18 protein-coding genes and 1 pseudogene are annotated in these 19,380 nt (G+C 71.2%); 9 read left to right on the forward strand and 10 right to left on the reverse strand.

Annotation, left to right across the window (positions count from 1 at the left end; translation table 11 throughout):
* Both AOJ26_RS29525 and AOJ26_RS29530 read left to right on the forward strand, forming a co-directional pair.
* A partial coding sequence (locus AOJ26_RS29525) for a lysoplasmalogenase family protein (protein WP_234358695.1) occupies positions 1-379 on the forward strand: 379 nt, incomplete at its 5' end.
* A 36-nt stretch (positions 380-415) separates the two neighbouring features.
* Positions 416-1,459, forward strand: coding sequence for a zinc-dependent alcohol dehydrogenase family protein (locus AOJ26_RS29530; protein WP_053851417.1), 1,044 nt, complete (start codon positions 416-418; stop codon positions 1,457-1,459).
* Between the two features lie 136 nt (positions 1,460-1,595).
* Here AOJ26_RS29530 and AOJ26_RS29535 read toward each other — a convergent pair.
* From AOJ26_RS29535 to AOJ26_RS29550, 4 genes and pseudogenes are all read right to left on the reverse strand, one after another.
* Positions 1,596-2,602: pseudogene (locus tag AOJ26_RS29535) on the reverse strand (CopD family protein).
* A gap of 111 nt (positions 2,603-2,713) precedes the next feature.
* On the reverse strand, positions 2,714-4,066 hold the full coding sequence (locus AOJ26_RS29540) for a CoA transferase (RefSeq protein WP_053851418.1): 1,353 nt from the start codon (positions 4,064-4,066) through the stop codon (positions 2,714-2,716).
* A gap of 61 nt (positions 4,067-4,127) precedes the next feature.
* Positions 4,128-5,690 (reverse strand): S8 family peptidase, encoded by a 1,563-nt coding sequence (locus AOJ26_RS29545; RefSeq protein ID WP_053851419.1) that lies wholly within the window; start codon positions 5,688-5,690, stop codon positions 4,128-4,130.
* Between the two features lie 83 nt (positions 5,691-5,773).
* On the reverse strand, positions 5,774-7,312 hold the full coding sequence (locus AOJ26_RS29550) for a S8 family peptidase (RefSeq protein ID WP_053851420.1): 1,539 nt from the start codon (positions 7,310-7,312) through the stop codon (positions 5,774-5,776).
* A 252-nt stretch (positions 7,313-7,564) separates the two neighbouring features.
* Here AOJ26_RS29550 and AOJ26_RS29555 point away from each other — a divergent pair, with 252 nt between their 5' ends.
* From AOJ26_RS29555 to moaA, 3 genes are all read left to right on the forward strand, one after another.
* A complete protein-coding gene (locus AOJ26_RS29555) occupies positions 7,565-7,921 on the forward strand; it encodes a DUF485 domain-containing protein (RefSeq protein ID WP_053851421.1) in 357 nt (118 codons plus the stop codon).
* Entirely contained in the window at positions 7,918-9,537 is a 1,620-nt protein-coding gene (locus AOJ26_RS29560) for a cation acetate symporter (RefSeq protein WP_053851422.1), read from the forward strand. Before AOJ26_RS29555 ends, AOJ26_RS29560 begins: the two co-directional genes overlap by 4 nt.
* A gap of 157 nt (positions 9,538-9,694) precedes the next feature.
* The gene (gene moaA / locus AOJ26_RS29565; RefSeq protein WP_053851423.1) at positions 9,695-10,684 is read left to right on the forward strand and encodes a GTP 3',8-cyclase MoaA; all 990 of its coding nucleotides are present in this window, start codon (positions 9,695-9,697) and stop codon (positions 10,682-10,684) included.
* A 14-nt stretch (positions 10,685-10,698) separates the two neighbouring features.
* On the opposite strand, the gene AOJ26_RS29570 is transcribed toward moaA, so the two are convergent.
* Together AOJ26_RS29570 and AOJ26_RS29575 are read right to left on the reverse strand one after the other, a co-directional pair.
* A complete protein-coding gene (locus AOJ26_RS29570; RefSeq protein ID WP_053851424.1) occupies positions 10,699-10,917 on the reverse strand; it encodes a hypothetical protein in 219 nt (72 codons plus the stop codon).
* A 191-nt stretch (positions 10,918-11,108) separates the two neighbouring features.
* The gene (locus AOJ26_RS29575; RefSeq protein ID WP_179200388.1) at positions 11,109-11,507 is read right to left on the reverse strand and encodes a DUF3099 domain-containing protein; all 399 of its coding nucleotides are present in this window, start codon (positions 11,505-11,507) and stop codon (positions 11,109-11,111) included.
* Between the two features lie 246 nt (positions 11,508-11,753).
* On the opposite strand from AOJ26_RS29575, the gene AOJ26_RS29580 reads away from it, so the two are divergent.
* Complete coding sequence (locus tag AOJ26_RS29580) at positions 11,754-12,032, forward strand: GlsB/YeaQ/YmgE family stress response membrane protein (RefSeq protein ID WP_053851425.1); 279 nt, start codon at positions 11,754-11,756, stop codon at positions 12,030-12,032.
* A gap of 61 nt (positions 12,033-12,093) precedes the next feature.
* On the opposite strand, the gene tyrS is transcribed toward AOJ26_RS29580, so the two are convergent.
* From tyrS to AOJ26_RS29595, 3 genes are read right to left on the reverse strand one after another with little or no spacing between them, the layout of a single operon-like run.
* Positions 12,094-13,362 (reverse strand): tyrosine--tRNA ligase, encoded by a 1,269-nt coding sequence (gene tyrS / locus AOJ26_RS29585; RefSeq protein WP_053851426.1) that lies wholly within the window; start codon positions 13,360-13,362, stop codon positions 12,094-12,096.
* Between the two features lie 57 nt (positions 13,363-13,419).
* Positions 13,420-14,814 carry a TldD/PmbA family protein gene (locus tag AOJ26_RS29590; protein WP_053851427.1) on the reverse strand — a complete coding sequence of 465 codons (1,395 nt, stop codon included), beginning with the start codon at positions 14,812-14,814 and terminating at the stop codon, positions 13,420-13,422.
* On the reverse strand, positions 14,811-16,334 hold the full coding sequence (locus AOJ26_RS29595) for a TldD/PmbA family protein (protein ID WP_053851428.1): 1,524 nt from the start codon (positions 16,332-16,334) through the stop codon (positions 14,811-14,813). Before AOJ26_RS29595 ends, AOJ26_RS29590 begins: the two co-directional genes overlap by 4 nt.
* Before the next feature lie 248 nt (positions 16,335-16,582).
* Here AOJ26_RS29595 and fabG point away from each other — a divergent pair, with 248 nt between their 5' ends.
* The 3 genes from fabG (at position 16,583) to AOJ26_RS29610 (ending at position 18,579) form a co-directional block, all read left to right on the forward strand.
* Positions 16,583-17,302 carry a 3-oxoacyl-[acyl-carrier-protein] reductase gene (fabG, locus tag AOJ26_RS29600; RefSeq protein ID WP_053851429.1) on the forward strand — a complete coding sequence of 240 codons (720 nt, stop codon included), beginning with the start codon at positions 16,583-16,585 and terminating at the stop codon, positions 17,300-17,302.
* A gap of 5 nt (positions 17,303-17,307) precedes the next feature.
* On the forward strand, positions 17,308-18,075 hold the full coding sequence (gene fabI / locus AOJ26_RS29605; RefSeq protein WP_053851430.1) for an enoyl-ACP reductase FabI: 768 nt from the start codon (positions 17,308-17,310) through the stop codon (positions 18,073-18,075).
* A 150-nt stretch (positions 18,076-18,225) separates the two neighbouring features.
* Positions 18,226-18,579 (forward strand): hypothetical protein, encoded by a 354-nt coding sequence (locus AOJ26_RS29610; RefSeq protein WP_053851431.1) that lies wholly within the window; start codon positions 18,226-18,228, stop codon positions 18,577-18,579.
* Here the strand turns inward: AOJ26_RS29610 and AOJ26_RS29615 are convergent.
* Positions 18,554-19,249 (reverse strand): FadR/GntR family transcriptional regulator, encoded by a 696-nt coding sequence (locus tag AOJ26_RS29615; protein ID WP_053851432.1) that lies wholly within the window; start codon positions 19,247-19,249, stop codon positions 18,554-18,556. The two genes, AOJ26_RS29610 and AOJ26_RS29615, sit on opposite strands and share 26 nt — an antisense overlap.
* Positions 19,250-19,380: the final 131 nt, after the last annotated feature.

The raw sequence follows: 19,380 nt of genomic DNA on the forward strand, positions 1-19,380 counted from the left end.
CACGCCACGCACGCGTGCCCTCCTCCCGGACCCCGCCTACGCCCTCTCCCTCGTCACCCTGGTCGCCCTCCTGTGGCCGGACCTGCCGGCGGACCTCCGCGTCCCCGTCGCCGGCTACAGCACCCTGCTCGTGGCGATGGCGTACACCGCCGCCCGGCTCGGCCCCGCCACCGGAATCGGCGGTGCGCTCTTCGTCCTCTCGGACACCCTCATCGCCACCGGCGTCGCCGACTGGCCCCAGCTCCCGCGACCCGACTTCTGGATCATGCTCACGTACATCGCCGCGCAGTTCCTGCTGGCCGGCGGCGTCCGACGAGCCCTCGAAGCGCGCCCGGGGGCCTTGGCGACGTACGGTGAGATGCGCTCGACCACCCCCTGAGCGCCGTCACGACCTCGCACGAGAAGGACCCTCGCCATGCGCGCCACGACCATCCACGCCCCCTACGACATGCGCGTCGAGGACGTGCCCGAGCCCGTGGTGCAACTGCCCACCGACGCTGTGCTGCGGGTGCTGCGCGCCTGCATCTGCGGCAGCGACCTGTGGGCCTACCGCGGCGAGGCGGCCCGGCAGCCGGGGCAGCGGATCGGCCACGAGTTCCTCGGCGTCGTCGAGGAGACCGGCTCCGAGGTCCGCACCCTCAAGCGGGGTGACCTCGTCGTAGCCCCCTTCATGTGGTCCGACGGCGTCTGCGACTACTGCCGCGAGGGCCTGACCACCTCCTGCGAGCACGGCGGATTCTGGGGTTCCGTCGGCTACGACGGCGGCCAGGGCGAGGCCGTCCGCGTCCCCTACGCCGACGGCACCCTCGTACGGCTGCCCAAGGAGGCGGCCTCCGACGACCGCCTGCTGTCGTCCCTGCTGACCCTCTCCGACGTGCTGGGCACGGGCCACCACGCGGCCCTCGGCGCCGGAGCCCGCCCGGGCGTGACGGTCGCCGTCGTCGGCGACGGAGCCGTCGGACTGTGCGCGGTGCTCGCCGCCAAGCGGCTGGGCGCCGAACGGATCATCGCCCTGGGCCGCCACCAGGTCCGCACCGACATCGCCCGCCGCTTCGGCGCCACCGACGTGGTCGCCGAGCGCGGGGACGCGGCCGTCGAGGCCGTCCGCGAACTCACCCGCGGCCAGGGCGCGCACGCCGTCGTGGAGGCCGTCGGCACCGAGCAGTCCATGCGCACGGCGGTCAACATCACCCGGGACGGCGGCGCCATCGGTTTCGTCGGCGTCCCGCACGGCAGCGGCACCGGTGTCGACCTCGGTGTCATGTTCGACCGGAACATCGCCCTGCGCGGCGGTGTCGCGCCGGTCCGCGCCTACATCCCCGAACTGCTCCCCGACGTCCTGGACGGCACCGTCGACGCCTCACCGGTCTTCGACATGACCGTCGGTCTGGAGGGCGTCCCCGACGGCTACAAGGCGATGGACGAGCGCACCGCGCTCAAGGTGCTCGTCACCAACTAGCCGACATCAGCTGTCCGAGACCAGCTGTCCGACACCGATCAGGCGTCACCGATCAACCGTCACCGACCATCCGTCACCGACCGGCTCGTGGCCGACCAGTCGTCTCCGAGCCGCGGTCAGGTGCCGGGCGGTGCCCTCACCAGCGGATCGGCAGCGGCAGCGCCGTCAGCAGCCCCGACACCGCGACCACCAGCCCCAGGGCCGCGACCTCCGCACGCGCGGGAGCGCAGGCGGTCAGCGGGTCGGGGGCGCGGCGCAGCCGGTTCCTGGCCCCAGGGCGAGCGCGGCGACGACCACCACCAGGAGCACCTTCGCGAGCAGGGCGCGTCCGTAGGCCGTGTCCGTCAGGCCGTCCGGGACGGAGCCGGGCGGCAGGCGGCGCAGCGAACTCGCCACACCGGTCGCGGAGACGGCGGCGAGCAGAACGGCGGCCACGCGCGCGTAGAGCCCGAGAAGTGCCACGCCCGGCTCCGCGGGGCCCCAGCGGCGCAGCGTCCGCAGCACGTGCAGCAGCCCGCCCGCCCACAGTGCCGCGCACACGAGGTGAACCAGCGTCAGGCCGGCGCCGGCCAGCGGACTGTCCTCGGTCGCCGGATGCGCGCGCAGCGCCTCCGCCGCCGCCACCGCGGACAAGGGCCACACCTGGGCGGCTGGGCGGCCCGAACGGGCGCACAGCCCGGCCACCAGGAACGCGTTGACCTCCAGCAGGGCCAACTTGCCGTCCCGCGAGGCGTACAGGCCGCCGAGGTCGATCTCGGAGAGGTCGTGGGGCACCAGATTGCCGGTCGCCACGACCGAGGCCAGGCCCAGGGCGGCCAGGAAACCGGCGGCGGCCGCAAGGGGAGCCCAGGAACGCGGCACGTTCGGGGGAGCGCCGGGCACCGAGCGGGCCAGCCTGCCCACGAACAGCTCGCCCAGCGGCACGCACAACGCCGTGAGAAGCACCGTCCGCAGCAGAGCCACCCCGCCCGCCCCGGGCGCGGCGGCCTCCCCGGTGCCGCGCAGCGCGGCGGACGGACCGAGCAGCGGTGTCGCCACGGCCAGTACCGCGAGGACGAGGACGGCGACCGCCCGGCCGGTGCCGGGGCGCCGTGGGCGACCGCTCACGTCGGCCACCTCGGAGGCGGGTCTTGCCGGGGTCACCGTACGATCCTGACGACAACGGACAGAACCGGGCAACTGCCGGGAAACAAGTGGTGGTACGGCATTCCACCCACAGGCGCGTCCTGGGTGCCGCCGTCGGTCCGGGCCCGCTCAGTGCCAGCGCGCGGCGTCCGTCCCCCACGGCACCGGCGGCCGGCGCCAGTCCACGGGGCCGCCCTCGAAGGACACCGGGGACAGGGCGTACCGCAGCCGTCCGAGCGCGCTGTCCCTCTCCGCCAGCCAGGGCCCGGGACCGTCGTAGGGGGCGCCCTCGCCGTCCTCCGGGACCGTGCCCGCGTCCGCGCCGTCCGTGCCGTCCGTGCCGTCCACGCCGTCCGTCAGCCACTGGGCCGTCCGTGCGAGTGCCAGCCGCACGAACCGGCTCCCGCCGTCGGACGCCTGCTCGTTCAGGGCCCGCAGCACGGCCGCCGCGAGCAGATAGCCCGTCCCGTGGTCGAGGGCCTGCGCGGGCAGCGCGCCCGGCCGCTCCGCCGATCCCTCCAGCACCGCGATCCCGGTGGCTGCCTGCACGAGGCTGTCGAAGCCCCGCCGCTCACGCCACGGCCCGTACGCGCCCCACGCCGACAACTGGGCGACGACCACACCGGGCCGCCGTTCCGCCAGGGCCTCGGCGGACAGCCCGAACCGGTCCAGCGCCCCCGGCCGGTAGCCGGTGACGACCACGTCCGCCGCGCCGAGCAGCTCCTCGAAGGTCTGCCGGTCAACGGCCAGGTCCAGTGTCGTCGACCGCTTCCCGAGGCCGGTGTCGGCGTGCTGGTCCGGCAGTTCGGGAAGCCGGGGCGCGTCCAGGCGCAGGACGTCCGCGCCGAGCAGGGCGAGCGTGCGGGTGGCGACCGGGCCCGCGAGCACCCGGGTCAGGTCCAGGACGCGCAGACCGGCGGCCGGCAGCAGGGGAGAGGTGCCGACCGGTGGGAACGCACGCGCGCGTGCCGAGTCCAGCCGTCCCCGTTCGACCAGGGGTCGTTGCGCCACCTCGGCCGCCTGCGGATGTGCGGCCCACTGTGCGGGGGAGCGCAGGGCGACGGCGAGACCCCCGGCCGCGTACACGGCTTCCTCGACGTCCAGGGCGGACCGCTCGGCCAGCGCCGCCTCGACGGCGGCCACGTCCTCCGGCACCCCCAGCGCGTCGAGCAGCCGGGCCCGGTGGTGCGGGTAGTTGGCGTGCGTCCGCACCCACCCGTCCGCCGTCCGCCAGAACCGGGACAGCGGTGCGAAGGCGACCGGCGCGCGGCCGTCGACCAGCAGGTGGCGCTCGCTCCGGAACGCGGTGGCGACCGCTCCGTCGTCCACGAGCACCGACGGCACCTCGGCGAGCCCGGCCCGTCGTGCCCCCAGTTCGGCGGCGGCCAGTGCGCACTCGCCCACACAGGCGCGCGCCAGGTCCGGCACGGGAAGGCGCCCCTGAAGAGCGCCCTCCCGCACCACGAACTTGATTGCAGTCATGACTGCACTATGCAGTATTGACTGAATCAATATATGGACGACCCTTGATCGTCCCGTATCCCTACTTCGTCACCGCGTCCAGCGCGTCCACCGTGCCCCAGCCGTAGAAGCCGTTGCGGTTCTTGGAGCCCTCGCACACCGCGTCGACCTTGCCGTCGCCGTTGATGTCGTAGGGGTCCGTGCACGGCGTGGCGTCGGCCTCCGCGTACAGCAACGCCTTCACCAGGGCCGGCGGGGCGTACGGGTGCGTCGACTTGATCAGGGCGGCCACGGCCGCGGCGTGCGGCGAGGCCATCGACGTACCGGCCATGTAGCCCCACTTGCCGCCGGGCAGCGTGCCCAGGATCAGACCGCTGGTCGCGGGCGGCGCGGGCGTCTGGTAGGCCGTCGAGTCACCGCCGGGCGCGGCGACGTCGATGACGCCCAGGCCGTAGTTGGAGAAGGACGACTTGACGCCCTTGGCGCCGGTCGCCGCGACCGTCACGACACCCGGGAGCTGGGTCGGTATGTCGAAGCACTCCGACGGGTCGATCACCCGCTCCGAGGGCGTGCCGTCGTTCGGCGAGACCGGGTCGGTGATCTCGTCGGCCGCGAGGTCGTAGTTCTCGTTGCCGGCCGCGGCGACGTTGACCACGCCCCGCTTCTCCGCGTACCGCGAGGCCCGGGTGACCGCCTCGACGAGGGCCTTCTGGTCCGGGTCGTCGGTGCAGTTGAAGTACCACGGGTCGGTGTAATAGCTGTTGTTGGTGACGTCGACGCCGTGCGTGGCCGCCCACATGAAGCCGCAGACCACGGCCTCCGTGTAGAAGTAGCCGGCGGTGGTCGACACCTTGATGCCCGCGACCTTCACCCCGGGCGCCACACCCGTCATGCCGACGCCGTTCTTGGCGGCCGCGATCTCACCGGCCACGTGCGTGCCGTGCGGGCTCTCCTCGGCGCTCGGCCGCCACGCCCCGTCGGCGGTGTCCGGCTTGCCCGTCACGCAGTTGACCGAGGCGGCCCGGTCGAAGTTCGGCGCGAGGTCCGGGTGGGTGTCGTCCACGCCGGTGTCGATCACGGCGACGGTCACCTTGCTGCTGCCGAGCGACTTCTCGTGCGCCTTGTCCGCCTTGATGGCCGGCAGGTCCCACTGCAACGACTCCAGGGGGTCCTGGCCGGCGTCGGCGGCGGCCTGCGCGGCGGACATCTGCGCCGAGCTGAGCGCCTTCGGCGTCCCCTCGTCGGTCGTCGACTGCGCCGGCAGCGGTGCGTTGCGCGTGTTGCCCGCCGACTCGACCCCGCGGACCTTGCGGACGGTCTTCGCGAAGTCGGGGTTCGACGAGTGGACGACGATCACGCCGATCTGGTCGTACGACGTCACGATCGTGCCGCCGGCCTTCACGATGGCCTTCTTCACCTGGGCCGAAGGACCGTGCCCGGGACGAACGTTGACGACGTAGCTGAGCGCCGTCCCGTCCGTGGCGGTGGAGGCGAGGACGTCGCTGACGGCGCCGGTGGCACCGGCGGCGGTGCCGGACAGGCCGGTCGCGGACGCCGTGGCGGGCAGGAACGCCATGGCAGTGGCGATGGCCATGCCGAGCGGGATCGCGATCGTGCGCCGGTAGCGCGGGTGGGGCCCAGTCATGATGAGAATCTCTCCAGTTCGTTCTCGGTACAAGCGGTCCGTGCGGGTGGTGCCGGGTCGGGCGAAGTGTCGGGGCGGGCGGGTCACTTCACCGCGCGCAGCGCGTTGACGATGCCGAAGCCGTAGAACCCGTTGACCCGGGTGCCGCCCTCGCACACCGCGTCCTGCGTCCCGTCCCCGTCCTGGTCGTACGAGGCCGGGCAGCTCGTGGCGTCCGCCTGCGCCTTCAGCAGCGCCTGCAACTGGGCAGGGCTCGCCTTGGGGTGCGTCGACTTCAGCAGCGCGGCGACGCCCGCGGCGTGCGGCGAGGCCATCGAGGTGCCCTGGAGGAAGCCGTACTCGCCGTTCGGCATGGTCGACAGGATGCGGCCGTTCTGCGAGGGCGTGTCCGGGATCTGGTACAGCCGGTCGCCGCCCGGGGCCGCGACGTCGATGACGCCCTTGCCGTAGGAGGAGTAGTACGACTTGAGGTTCTTGACGCCCGTCGCGCTGACCGTGACGACACCCGGGAGCTGCGTCGGCACGTCGAAGCACTCGTGCGGGTCGACGGTCCGCGGCACGGCCGTCGAGTCGTCGGGGCTCGAGTCGTCGACGATCGCGTGGGAGTCCAGGTCGTCGTTGGAGTTGCCCGCCGACGCCAGGCTGAGCGTGCCCTTCTTCTGGGCGTACAACTGCGCCCTGTTGACCGCGTCAACAATGGCCCGCTGATCTGGATCGTCCATGCAGTTGTACAGCCATGGATCAACGTAGTAGCTGTTGTTCGTGATCTCGACGCCGTGATCCGCCGCGAACACGAACGCGCACACGACGCTCTCGGGGTAGAAGAGCCCGTTGTTCCGGTCGGTCACGTTGATGGCCGACACCTTCACGCCGGGCGCGACCCCGGCCACGCCGACGCCGTTGCGGGCCGCGGCGATCTCACCGGCCACGTGCGTGCCGTGGTAGTCGCCCGCGGTGTACGGCCGCCAGGCGCCCGGGGTGGTGTCCGGGACACCGCCGTCGCAGTTCGCCGACTGAGAGGCGGAGAAGTTCGGCGCGAGGTCGGGGTGGGTGTCGTCGACGCCGGTGTCGATCACGGCGACGGTCACCCTGCGGCTGCCCGGGTTGATCTTGGCGGCCTTGTCGGCGCCTATCGCCCGCAGGTCCCACTGGTCGGCCTCCAGGGGCTCGCTGTCCGGCGCGGCGGCCGACGCCCGGGCCACCTTCGCGGCCTGCGCGTCCGACAGGACCTGGACCGCGCCCTCCTCCGTCGTGCCCGCGGGGGTCAGCGGCGCGGTGCGGGTGGCGCCGGCCGACTGCACCCCGCGCACCTTGCGGATCTTCTGGGCGAAGTCCGGCGCGGAGGAGTGGACGACGATCACGCCGATCTTCTCGTACGCGATCACGACGGTGCCGCCGGCCGTCGGTATCGCCTTCTTCACCGCCGCGATCGTGCGGTGGTCCAGCTTGGTGTTGACGACGTACGACAGGTTCGTCGCGTCCGCTGCCTGCGCCGCGGGCCCCGCGGCGGGGGCGGCCGAGGCCGCCGCGGGCAGCAGGCCGAGCGAGGCCGTGAGGGACAGCACGGCCGGAACGGCGAGCGCGAGGCTGCGTCTCGAACGTCTGGAACGCGGCTGGGACATGGGGTCTCCACATCATCCGGAAACGAAACCGGCCCGAGACACAGGTGTCGCTCGGGCAGGTACATGACGGGTGGTGCAGGCCGAAGCTATCTCCCGAAGTCGCTGGCCAGCAATGACTTCCCCAAGGTGAGTTCGGAAAGAAGCAAAGCGAGTTGAACCGCCGCCAGCGCGGCGCCGTGACCTTGAACAGGGAACGCGAGGACACTCGCCCCCGATCCCCGTCACAACCGCACCCGCACGCGAGGAGAGTCCGTGGCCACCGACGCACCGCCACCCTCGAAAGAGACGCACAAACTCCCCACCACCGAGGAGTTCACCGAGGTGCAGGAGAGCGCGGAGTTCGGTGAACTGCGCCGCTCCTACCGCTCCTTCGCCTTTCCGCTGACCGTCGGCTTCATCGCCTGGTACCTGCTGTACGTCCTGCTGTCCAACTATGCGGGCGACTTCATGGGCACCAAGCTCTTCGGCAACATCAACGTGGCCCTCGTCCTGGGCCTCGCGCAGTTCCTGACCACGTTCCTCATCGCCTGGTGGTACTCACGCGTGGCCGCCGCCAAGTTCGACCCCAAGGCCGAGGCGATCAAGTCCCGGATGGAGGGCGGCGCATGAGCCCCGCGATCACCCTGGCGGCCGGCGAGGCCAGCGAGCACCGGCCGCTGATCATCAGCCTGTTCGCGGTCTTCGTCGTCGCGACCCTGGTCATCACGGTCTGGGCCGGACGCCAGACCAAGGACGCCTCCGACTTCTACGCGGGCGGCCGACAGTTCACCGGTTTCCAGAACGGTCTCGCCGTGTCCGGCGACTACATGTCCGCCGCGTCCTTCCTCGGCATCGCGGGCGCCATCGCCCTGTTCGGCTACGACGGCTTCCTGTACTCCATCGGCTTCCTGGTCGCCTGGCTCGTCGCCCTGCTCCTGGTCGCCGAACCGCTGCGCAACTCCGGCCGCTACACGATGGGCGACGTCCTCGCGTACCGGATGCGCCAGCGCCCGGTCCGTACCGCGGCCGGCACCTCCACCATCGTCGTCTCGATCTTCTACCTGCTGGCCCAGATGGCGGGCGCGGGCGTCCTGGTCTCGCTGCTGCTGGGCATCACCAGCGATGGCGGCAAGATCGGCATCGTCGCCCTGGTCGGCGTCCTGATGATCGTGTACGTCACCATCGGCGGCATGAAGGGCACCACCTGGGTCCAGATGGTCAAGGCCGTCCTGCTGATCGCGGGCGCCCTGCTGCTGACCTTCCTGGTGCTGCTGAAGTTCGACTTCAACGTCTCCGACCTGCTGGGCTCCGCCGCCGACAACAGCGGCAAGGGCGCGGCCTTCCTGGAGCCGGGCCTGAAGTACGGCGCCACGGGCACCACCAAGCTGGACTTCATCTCGCTAGGCATCGCCCTGGTCCTCGGCACCGCCGGTCTGCCGCACATCCTGATCCGCTTCTACACGGTGCCCACCGCCAAGGCCGCCCGTAAGTCGGTCATCTGGGCCATCGGCCTCATCGGCGCCTTCTACCTGATGACCCTCGCCCTCGGCTTCGGCGCGGCGGCCCTCATCAAACCCGACGAGATCATCGCCTCCAACAAGGCGGGCAACACGGCGGCACCACTCCTGGCACTCCATCTGGGCGGTGTCGACTCCAACTGGGGCGCGATCCTGCTGGCCACCATCTCGGCGGTCGCCTTCGCCACGATCCTCGCGGTCGTCGCCGGCCTCACCCTGGCCTCGTCGTCGTCCTTCGCGCACGACATCTACGCCAACGTCATCAAGCGCGGCCAGGCCACCGAGAAGCAGGAGATGAGCGCGGCCCGCTGGGCCACCGTCGGCATCGGCGCGGTCTCCATCCTGCTGGGCGCCCTCGCCCGCGACCTGAACGTCGCCGGCCTCGTCGCGCTCGCCTTCGCGGTCGCCGCCTCGGCGAACCTGCCGACGATCATCTACAGCCTCTTCTGGAAGCGGTTCACCACCTCCGGAGCCCTGTGGTCGATCTACGGCGGCCTCGTCACGGCGGTCGGCCTGGTGCTGTTCTCGCCGGTCGTCTCCGGCAAGCCCACCTCGATGTTCCCGGACGTCGACTTCCACTGGTTCCCGCTGGAGAACCCGGGCCTCATCTCGATCCCGGTCGGCTTCCTGCTCGGCATCATCGGCACCTACCTCTCCAAGGAGGAGCCGGACAAGGGCAAGTACGCGGAGCTGGAGGTCCGGTCCCTGACCGGCACCGGCGCCCACTGACACACCCCCCGGAGCGGCCGCCTCGTATTTCCCTACGACGCGGCCGCTTCGTACGTCGTGGGATCGGGCACTGTCGTTGTCAGTGACGTCACGTAGGCTCACAAGTGACGGAAACCGATGGACTCGGGACTGATCCGCGACGAGGGAGGGGGCCCACGTGCTCATCGACACCTATGGCCGGCAGGCCACCGACCTGCGCGTCTCGCTGACCGACCGCTGCAATCTGCGGTGCACGTACTGCATGCCGGAAGAGGGCCTGCAGTGGCTGGCCAAGCCCGATCTGCTCACCGACGACGAGATCGTCCGCCTGATCGACATCGCCGTCACCTCACTCGGCATCGAGGAGGTCCGCTTCACCGGCGGCGAGCCCCTGCTGCGCCCCGGTCTCGTCGGCATCGTCGAGCGCGTCGCGGCCCTGGAGCCGCGCCCCCAGATGTCCCTCACCACCAACGGCATCGGCCTCAAGCGCACGGCGAGGGCCCTGAAGGCGGCGGGCCTGGACCGGGTCAACGTCTCCCTGGACACCCTGCGCCCGGACGTCTTCAAGACCCTGACCCGCCGCGACCGCCACCAGGACGTCCTGGACGGCCTGGACGCGGCCCGCGAGGCGGGCCTGACCCCGGTCAAGGTCAACTCCGTCCTGATGCCCGGGCTCAACGACGACGAGGCCCCCGACCTCCTGGCCTGGGCGGTGGAGCACGACTACGAACTGCGCTTCATCGAGCAGATGCCCCTGGACGCCCAGCACGGCTGGAAGCGCGACGGCATGATCACCGCGGGGGACATCCTGACCTCCCTGCGCACCCGCTTCGACCTCACCGAGGAGGGGGCGGACAAGCGCGGATCGGCCCCCGCGGAGCGCTGGATCGTGGACGGCGGGCCCCATGTCGTCGGCGTCATCGCCTCGGTCACCCGCCCGTTCTGCGCGGCCTGCGACCGCACCCGGCTCACGGCCGACGGCCAGGTACGCACCTGCCTGTTCGCCCGCGAGGAGACAGACCTGCGCGCGGCCCTGCGCTCCGACGCCGGCGACGAGGAGATCGCCCGGATCTGGCGCGAGGCGATGTGGGGCAAGAAGGCGGGCGCGGGCCTCGACGACCCGACCTTCGTCCAGCCGGACCGGCCGATGTCCGCGATCGGCGGCTAGGCCCGACCGACCGGCTAGGCCCCTTCGGGCGCCCGCCAGTCCTCGAGCTTCACGACGTCCTTGAGGAAGCCCCGCACCCCGAGGAACTGCGACAGGTGCTCCCGGTGCTCCTCACAGGCCAGCCACGTCTTGCGGCGCTCCGGCGTGTGGATCTTCGGGTTGTTCCAAGCGAGCACCCACACGGCGTCGACGCGGCAGCCCTTCGCGGAGCAGATCGGGGTCTCGTCACTCACGGATTTCGTCTCACAAGCGAGGTGGAAAAGGCGACGCCGAGCAGCCACGGGGGGAGCTGCCCGGCGTCGGTCTGTCGCTCCGACGGGGGATGCGGAGCGCGTACGAAGTATGTCACGGGTAACCCTTGGCCCGGCACTGGAACAACATGATTGATCTGAGCTTTTCTTGAGCTTGGTGCCGGGAACACCTGTCATGTCCGCTCGCGCGGTTCCCCCCGGGCGCCCGGCGCGGCACCGCCCGCACCGCCTTCCGGCACGGGTTCCGCGACATCGTCCTCGCCCCGCGGCGGCATGATCATCGGGCGGACCGGGACGGTCACGAAGGTCGACGGCAGCGAGGGCGCGTTCTCCCGCCCCGCGTTGGCGATGACGACGGCGATATAGGGCAGAACCGCCCCCAGCACCAGCGCCACGATCGCGACGTGCCGTTCGACGTTCCACAGGGTGGCCGCGAGCACCACCGACAGCGTACGGACCGTCATCGAGATGACGTACCTGCGCTGACGTCCGCGCACGTCCTCCTGGAGGCTCGTCCGGGCGCCGGTGATCCGGAACACCTGGGCGCCGCCGCCGGCATGCTGCTTCCGCATCACATTCCACCATCCGCCCGCATCGGACTTCTCCGGCCCCGTATCCGCTCCGCACCCGGTGGAGACACCGGGCCCGGACAGCTTCCACGGTACGCCGCGCCTGCGCCGCCTACGAGACCGGGGCACCTGCCGTCGGGGCCCGGCCACCTCACCCCCGGCACGTACAGCCGTACCCGACATGCGGCGTAGTGCCGACGGACCGACACTGGCCGTAATGCTCACGTAGAGCCGTACGAGGAGGCAGCCATGGGCTGGTTGTGGGCGATCATCGTGGGATTCGTGCTGGGCCTGATCGCGAAGGCGATCATCCCCGGCAAGCAGCACAGTCCCCTCTGGCTGACGACCATCTTCGGCATGCTCGGCGCCATCGCCGGCAACGCCATGGCGCGCGGCTTCGGCGTGGAGGAGACCCCCGGCATCGACTGGAGCCGCCACGTCTTCCAGCTCATCGCCGCGATCATCATCGTCGCCGTCGGAGACATGCTCTACATGGCGACGCTGGGCAAGAGGAAACGGCGGATCTGACGGCCGTACGACGAAGGGGGCGCCCTCCGCGAGGAGGGCGCCCCCTTCTGGCGTGCCAGGACTACGCGGACGTGACCTCGACCGCGGCCAGGTTCTTCTTGCCCCGGCGCAGCACCAGCCATCGTCCGTGCAGCAGGTCCTCCGGAGCGGGGACGGCGTCCTCGGCGGTGATCTTCGCGTTGTTCACGTAGGCGCCGCCCTCCTTGACCGTCCTGCGGGCAGCCGACTTGCTGGCGACCAGTCCGGTCTCGGCCAGCATGTCGACGACCTGCGCCAACCGGTCGACCTTGATGTTCGGCAGCTCCGAAAGGGCCGCGGACAGGGTCTTGGCGTCCAGCTCCGCCAGTTCGCCCTGCCCGAAGAGGGCACGGCTCGCGGCGATCACCGCGGCCGTCTGGTCGGCGCCGTGCACCAGCGTCGTCAGCTCCTCCGCCAGCGCCCGCTGCGCGGCCCGGGCCTGCGGCCGCTCCTCGGTCTGCTTCTCCAGCTCCTCCAGCTCCGCCCGGGACCTGAAGGACAGGATGCGCATGTACGTCGAGATGTCCCGGTCGTCCACGTTCAGCCAGAACTGGTAGAACGCGTACGGCGTCGTCATCTCCGGGTCCAGCCAGACGGCGCCGCCCTCGGTCTTGCCGAACTTGGTGCCGTCCGCCTTGACCATCAGCGGTGTCGCCAGACAGTGCACCGAGGCGTCGGGCTCCAGGCGGTGGATCAGGTCCAGACCCGCCGTGAGGTTGCCCCACTGGTCGCTGCCGCCCTGCTGGAGCGTGCAGCCGTACCGCCGGTACAGCTCCAGGAAGTCCATGCCCTGGAGGAGCTGGTAGCTGAACTCCGTGTAGCTGATGCCCTCCTGGGACTCCAGGCGCCGGGCGACCGAGTCCTTGGTGAGCATCTTGTTGACGCGGAAGTGCTTGCCGATGTCCCGCAGGAACTCGATGGCCGACATCCCGGCCGTCCAGTCCAGGTTGTTCACCATCACCGCGGCGTTCTCGCCCTCGAAGGACAGGAACGGCTCGATCTGCGCGCGCAGCCGGCTCACCCAGTTCGCGACCGTCTCCGGGTCGTTCAGCGTGCGCTCGGCCGTGGGGCGCGGGTCGCCGATCTGACCGGTCGCCCCGCCCACCAGCGCCAGCGGCCGCAGGCCCGCCTGCTGGAGCCGGCGCATGGTGAGGACCTGCACCAGGTGGCCGACGTGCAGGCTGGCCGCCGTGGGGTCGAAACCGCAATAGAACGTGACGGGACCGTCCGCGAGCGCCTTGCGCAAAGCGTCCTCGTCAGTGGACAGGGCCCACAGCCCCCGCCACTTCAGCTCGTCGACGATGTCCGTCACGGTTCTCGTATCTCCTCGAAAGGTCCTCGGGCAGTCGGGTGACTGTCGGCTACGAGGTTATACGCCCTGACTGACAGAACTCATATTGAAATCCGGCACCCGCAGCGCCGGCATCGCGGCCCTGGTGAAGTAGTCGCTCCACTCCCGCGGCAGCGTCTTCTCGGTCCGCCCCGCCTCCGTGGCCCGCCCCAGCAGCCCGACCGGTGACTCGTTGAACCGGAAGTTGTTGACCTCGCCGGTCACCTCGCCGTTCTCGACCAGGTACACCCCGTCCCGGGTCAGCCCGGTGAGCAGCAGCGTGGCCGGGTCGACCTCCCGGATGTACCAGAGGCAGGTCAGCAGCAGCCCGCGCGTGGTGTTCGCGACCATCTCCTCCAGGGAGATGTCCTGGCCGCCGTCGAGGACGAGGTTGCCGGCCGCCGGGGCGACGGGCAGCCCGGTCAGGCCCGCGCTGTGCCGCGTGGTCAGCAGGTGCGCCAGCTCGCCGTCGCGGACCCAGTCGGTGGCCGCGACCGGCAGGCCGTTGTCGAACACCGACTGGTCCCCTCCGGAGGAGTGCGCGACCACGAAGGGCGCCGACTCGAGGCCCGGCTCGTGCGGGTCGCTGCGCAGGGTCAGCGGCAGCTCGCTCAGTCTGTCGCCGATCCGGGTGCCGCCGCCCGGCTTGGAGAACACCGTCCGGCCCTCGGCCGCGTCCCGCCCGGACGCCGACCACAACTGGTAGATCAGCAGGTCCGCGACCGCGGTCGGCGGCAGCAGCGTCTCGTACCGCCCCGCGGGCAGCTCGACGCGCCGCTCGGCCCATCCCAGGCGTACGGCGAGCTCGGCGTCCAGCGCCGCCGGGTCGACGTCCTTGAAGTCCCGGGTGGAGCGTCCGGCCCAGGCCGAGCGGGTCCGGTCCGGCGACTTGGCGTTCAGCTCCAGGGTGCCGTTGGGCTGGTCGTGGCGCAGCCGCAGTCCCGTGGACGTGCCCAGGTACGTCGACACGAGCTCGTGGTTGGCGAAGCCGTACAGCTCGCGGCCGCCCGCACGCGCGCGTGCGAAGGACTCGCCGAGCGCCGGCGCGAAGTCGGCGAAGACGGCCGAGGAGGTCTCGGCGGGCGCGTCCGTGAAGTCGGGGGACTCCGGTACGCCCGTGACCAGCGGCTGGGCGTCCTCGGCGGGCCCGGCGCCGCGCGCGGCGGCCTCGGCGGCCCGCACCAGCGGCTCCAGCTCGTCCGCGGTGACCGCGGACCGGGAGACCACCCCGGAGGCGGTGCCCTCCTTGCCGTCGACGGTCGCGACGACGGTGAGCGTGCGCCCGCGCGTGACGCCGTTCGTGGTGAGCGCGTTGCCCGCCCAGCGCAGGTTGGCGGTCGACTGCTCGTCGGCGATCACCACGCAGCCGTCCGCCCGCGACAGCGCGAGGGCCCGCTCGACGATCTCGTGCGGCTTGTTGGTGCGGGCGCTCATCGACCGGCCTCCTGCGTGGTGTTGAGGATGTTGACGCCCTTGAAGAGGGCCGAGGGGCAGCCGTGCGACACGGCGGCGACCTGGCCCGGCTGGGCCTTGCCGCAGTTGAAGGCGCCACCGAGGACATAGGTCTGCGGGCCGCCCACCGCGGCCATCGAGCCCCAGAAGTCGGTGGTGGTCGCCTGGTAGGCGACGTCCCGCAACTGCCCGGTGATCCGTCCGTTCTCGATCCTGAAGAACCGCTGGCCGGTGAACTGGAAGTTGTAGCGCTGCATGTCGATCGACCAGGACCGGTCACCGACGACGTAGATGCCGCGGTCCACGCTGCCGATGAGGTCCTCCGTCGACATGCCCGCGGGGTCCGGCTGGAGCGACACGTTGGCCATGCGCTGCACCGGGACGTGCGCGGGGGAGTCGGCGTAGGCGCACCCGTTGGACCGCTCGAACCCGGTCAGCCTCGCGATCCGCCGGTCGAGCTGGTAGCCGACGAGGGTGCCGTCCTTCACCAGGTCCCAGGACTGGCCGGCGACGCCCTCGTCGTCGTAGCCGATGGTCGCGAGGCCGTGCTCGGCGGTGCGGTCACCGGTGACGTTCATCAGCTCGGAGCCGTAGCGCAGCTTGCCGAGCTGGTCGAAGGTGGCGAAGGAGGTGCCGGCGTAGGCGGCCTCGTAGCCGAGCGCGCGGTCCAGTTCGGTGGCGTGGCCGATGGACTCGTGGATGGTCAGCCAGAGGTTGGACGGGTCGACGACGAGGTCGTACAGGCCGGCCTCGACGCTGGGCGCGCGCATCTTCTCGGCGAGCAGCTCGGGGATCTGCTCCAGCTCGCTCTCCCAGTCCCAGCCGGTGCCCGTGAGGTACTCCCAGCCGCGTCCGACCGGCGGCGCGATGGTCCGCATGGAGTCGAACTCGCCGCTGGACTCGTCGACCGACACGGCCGTCAGGGACGGATGCAGCCGGACCCGCTGCTGGGTGGTCACCGTGCCCGCGGTGTCGGCGTAGAACTTGTTCTCGTGCACGGTGAGCAGCGAGGCGTCGACGTGGTTGACCCCGTTCGCCCGCAGCAGCCGCGCGCTCCAGTCCGCGAGCAGCGCCGCCTTCTCCTCGTCGGGCACGGTGAACGGGTCGATCTCGTACGACGAGACCCACGTGCGGTCGGCGTGCACCGGCTCGTCGGCGAGCTCGACACGCTCGTCGGAACCGGCCGCGCGGATCACCTGGGCGGAGAGCTTCGCCATGGCCACGGCCTGCGAGGCGACCCTGGCGGCGGCGTCCATCGTCAGGTCCACGCCCGACGCGAAGCCCCAGGTGCCGCCGTGCACGACCCGCACCGCGTACCCGAGGTCGGTGGTGTCCGAGGACCCGGACGGCTTGGCGTCCCGCAGCCGCCAGGACGCGCTGCGCACCCGCTCGAACCGGAAGTCCGCGTGCTCGGCGCCGAGCGCACGCGCGCGTGCCAGCGCGGCGTCGGCGAGGCCACGTAGGGGAAGCGCTGTGAAGGCTTCGTCGATGGTATGAGGCACCTGGGTCTCTTCCTGTCGGCATGAGGGTGGGCGACGACAGCCCCGATCATGTCGCGGCGACCCGTGTGCGGACCACACGTTTGTGCCCGCTGTCGGCATCTTTCTGTAGGGACCCGACAGCGAGTCCCGTAAGCCACTGTCGGTGCCCGAATGTCCTCCGGCGGGAGCGGCCCGATAGGTTTTCCGAGAAGCCGCCTGTCATCGAGGTGTCCGGGCGGGTGTGTCAGACCAAGGGAAAGGGTGATCCGTTGAGCCGCTCGGTTCTCGTCACCGGAGGCAACCGGGGCATCGGCCTCGCCATCGCCCGCGCGTTCGCCGAAGCCGGCGACAAGGTCGCCATCACGTACCGCTCGGGTGAGCCGCCGGCCGCCCTGACGGAACTGGGCTGCCTGGCCGTCAAGTGCGACATCACCGACACCGAGCAGGTGGAGCAGGCCTACAAGGAGATCGAGGCCCAGCACGGCCCGGTCGAGGTCCTGATCGCCAACGCCGGCATCACCAAGGACCAGCTCCTGATGCGCATGTCCGAGGAGGACTTCACCTCGGTCGTCGACACCAACCTCACCGGCACCTTCCGCGTGGTCAAGCGCGCCAACCGCGGCATGCTGCGCGCCAAGAAGGGCCGGGTCGTCCTGATCTCCTCGGTCGTCGGTCTCTACGGCGGCCCCGGCCAGGCCAACTACGCCGCCTCCAAGGCCGCCCTGGTCGGCTTCGCCCGCTCGCTCGCGCGTGAGCTGGGCTCGCGCAACCTCACCTTCAACGTCGTCGCGCCCGGCTTCGTCGACACCGACATGACCAAGGTGCTCACCGACGAGCAGCGTGAGGCCATCGTGAAGCAGGTGCCGCTCGGTCGTTACGCGCAGCCCGAGGAGGTCGCCGCGACGGTGCGGTTCCTCGCCTCGGACGACGCCTCGTACATCACTGGAGCCGTCATCCCCGTTGACGGCGGACTGGGAATGGGTCACTGAACACCATGAGCGGAATTCTCGAGGGCAAGCGCGTCCTGATCACCGGAGTGCTGATGGAGTCCTCCATCGCGTTCCACGCCGCGAAGCTGGCCCAGGAGCAGGGCGCGGAGATCATCCTGACCGCGTTCCCGCGGCCCACGCTGACCGAGCGCATCGCCAGGAAGCTTCCCAAGCCCACCAAGGTCATCGAGCTCGACGTGACCAACGACGAGCACCTCGGCCGGCTGGCCGACGTCGTCGGCGAGGAGCTCGGCGGCCTCGACGGTGTCGTGCACTCCATCGGCTTCGCGCCCCAGGACGCGCTCGGCGGCAACTTCCTGAACACGCCGTTCGAGTCCGTGGCCACCGCCATGCACGTCTCGGCGTACTCCCTGAAGTCGCTGACCATGGCCTGCCTGCCGCTGATGCAGAACGGCGGCTCGGTCGTCGGCCTGACCTTCGACGCGCAGTACGCCTGGCCGCAGTACGACTGGATGGGCCCCGCCAAGGCCGCCCTGGAGGCCACCAGCCGCTACATCGCCCGCGACCTGGGCAAGCAGAACATCCGCTGCAACCTCATCTCCGCCGGCCCGATCGGCTCCATGGCCGCCAAGTCCATCCCGGGCTTCAGCGACCTGGCCGCGGTGTGGGACGACCGCTCCCCGCTGGAGTGGGACCTCAAGGACCCGGAGCCGGCCGGCAAGGGCATCGTGGCCCTGCTGAGCGACTGGTTCCCGAAGACCACGGGCGAGATCATCCACGTGGACGGCGGCCTTCACGCGATCGGCGCCTGATCCCCTACGTCGTCGACGCCCCGTTCCCGCTGGGAGCGGGGCGTCCCCCGTTCGGCCTACCAGGCCGGGCGCGCACGGCCTGCAACTGGGCACCCTGGATTACGCGTTCACCCGTGATTCCCTCCCCAGCACGGCCGAGGAGGTCCCCTTGTGCGCCTGTCCCGCAGCCTGGCCTCAGCGACCGCAGCCGTCTGTCTCGTGATGTCCCTGTCGTACGAAGCGATGTCGCACGCACGCGTGGAGGAGCCCGGAGCCGCTCCCTCGGAGCTGTTCGGTGCCTCCTGCCGCAGCAGGATCACCGGCTCCCGGGTGACCGCCTACTGCCACAACCCCTATCCGCGCACCGACGGCGTCCGCCTGCACATCGAGTGCGACCGCTGGTGGGACCTTGACACCGACGGCCCCGAGGTCGAGGCAGGGCCCGCGCAGACCGTGCGGCTGACCGGCCGGTGCTGGAAAGAGGTCCGCTCGGCGTGGGTCAGCCACCGGAAGCTGGCGCGCTGAACCGTCCCGGACGGCACAGGAACGGGTAGCCGGCCGCCTCCCCGGCGGCCGCCGCCGCGTCGCCCGCGCGGATCGCGTCCACGAGCCGCGTGTGGTCCATGTACGTCTCCGGCGTCAGCTCCTCGCCGACGTCCTCGCGCAGCCAGTCCCGCAGCACCTCGCCGAGGTCCGCGTACATCTCGGTCATCACGTCGTTGTGCGAGGCGGCCACCACGGCCAGGTGGAAGGTGGAGTCCGCCGTCACGAAGGCCTCCGCGTCGCCCGACGCCCAGGCCTCCTCGCGCCGCGCCAGGAGCCCGTCGAGCTGCCTGAGGTCCTTCTCGGTGCGCCGCTCGGCGGCCAGCCGCGCCGCGGACGACTCCAGGGTGGAACGCAGCTCGGCGACGTGCCGGGGGTCCGCGTCGGCGAACCTGCGGTGCATGACGCCGGCCAGCTCACTGGTGGCCACGACGTACGTCCCCGAGCCCTGGCGGATGTCCAGCAGGCCGTTGTGCGCGAGCGCGCGGACGGCCTCGCGGACGGTGTTGCGGGCCACCCCGAGCTGCTCGACCAGCTCCGGTTCGGTCGGGATCCGGGAGCCGACCGGCCACTCGCCCGAGGTGATCTGGTTGCGCAGCGCGGCGATGACCTGCTCGGACAGCGCCGAACGGCGGGGATGGCTCAGGGGCATGGCACACCTTCGCACGGGCGGGACGACGGAGGGCGCCCCGGGGATGGACAACCAATCATCCCATGATTCTATGATGGGTGTCATGGCAAGCGAGGAAACCCGGACAGTGAAGCCCACCGCCGCCCCCACCC

Source organism: Streptomyces sp. NRRL B-24085, from assembly GCF_001282115.1.
Lineage (GTDB): Bacteria > Actinomycetota > Actinomycetes > Streptomycetales > Streptomycetaceae > Streptomyces.

Bases quoted from the DNA above. Each gene is read 5' to 3' on its own strand.
- AOJ26_RS29530 (WP_053851417.1), top strand. From the start codon at position 416: ATGCGCGCCACGACCATCCACGCCCCCTACGACATGCGCGTCGAGGAC.
- AOJ26_RS29540 (WP_053851418.1), bottom strand. From the start codon at position 4,066: ATGACTGCAATCAAGTTCGTGGTGCGGGAGGGCGCTCTTCAGGGGCGC.
- AOJ26_RS29545 (WP_053851419.1), bottom strand. From the start codon at position 5,690: ATGACTGGGCCCCACCCGCGCTACCGGCGCACGATCGCGATCCCGCTC.
- AOJ26_RS29550 (WP_053851420.1), bottom strand. From the start codon at position 7,312: ATGTCCCAGCCGCGTTCCAGACGTTCGAGACGCAGCCTCGCGCTCGCC.
- AOJ26_RS29560 (WP_053851422.1), top strand. From the start codon at position 7,918: ATGAGCCCCGCGATCACCCTGGCGGCCGGCGAGGCCAGCGAGCACCGG.
- AOJ26_RS29575 (WP_179200388.1), bottom strand. From the start codon at position 11,507: ATGCGGAAGCAGCATGCCGGCGGCGGCGCCCAGGTGTTCCGGATCACC.
- AOJ26_RS29580 (WP_053851425.1), top strand. From the start codon at position 11,754: ATGGGCTGGTTGTGGGCGATCATCGTGGGATTCGTGCTGGGCCTGATC.
- AOJ26_RS29590 (WP_053851427.1), bottom strand. From the start codon at position 14,814: ATGAGCGCCCGCACCAACAAGCCGCACGAGATCGTCGAGCGGGCCCTC.
- fabI (WP_053851430.1), top strand. From the start codon at position 17,308: ATGAGCGGAATTCTCGAGGGCAAGCGCGTCCTGATCACCGGAGTGCTG.
- AOJ26_RS29615 (WP_053851432.1), bottom strand. From the start codon at position 19,249: ATGCCCCTGAGCCATCCCCGCCGTTCGGCGCTGTCCGAGCAGGTCATC.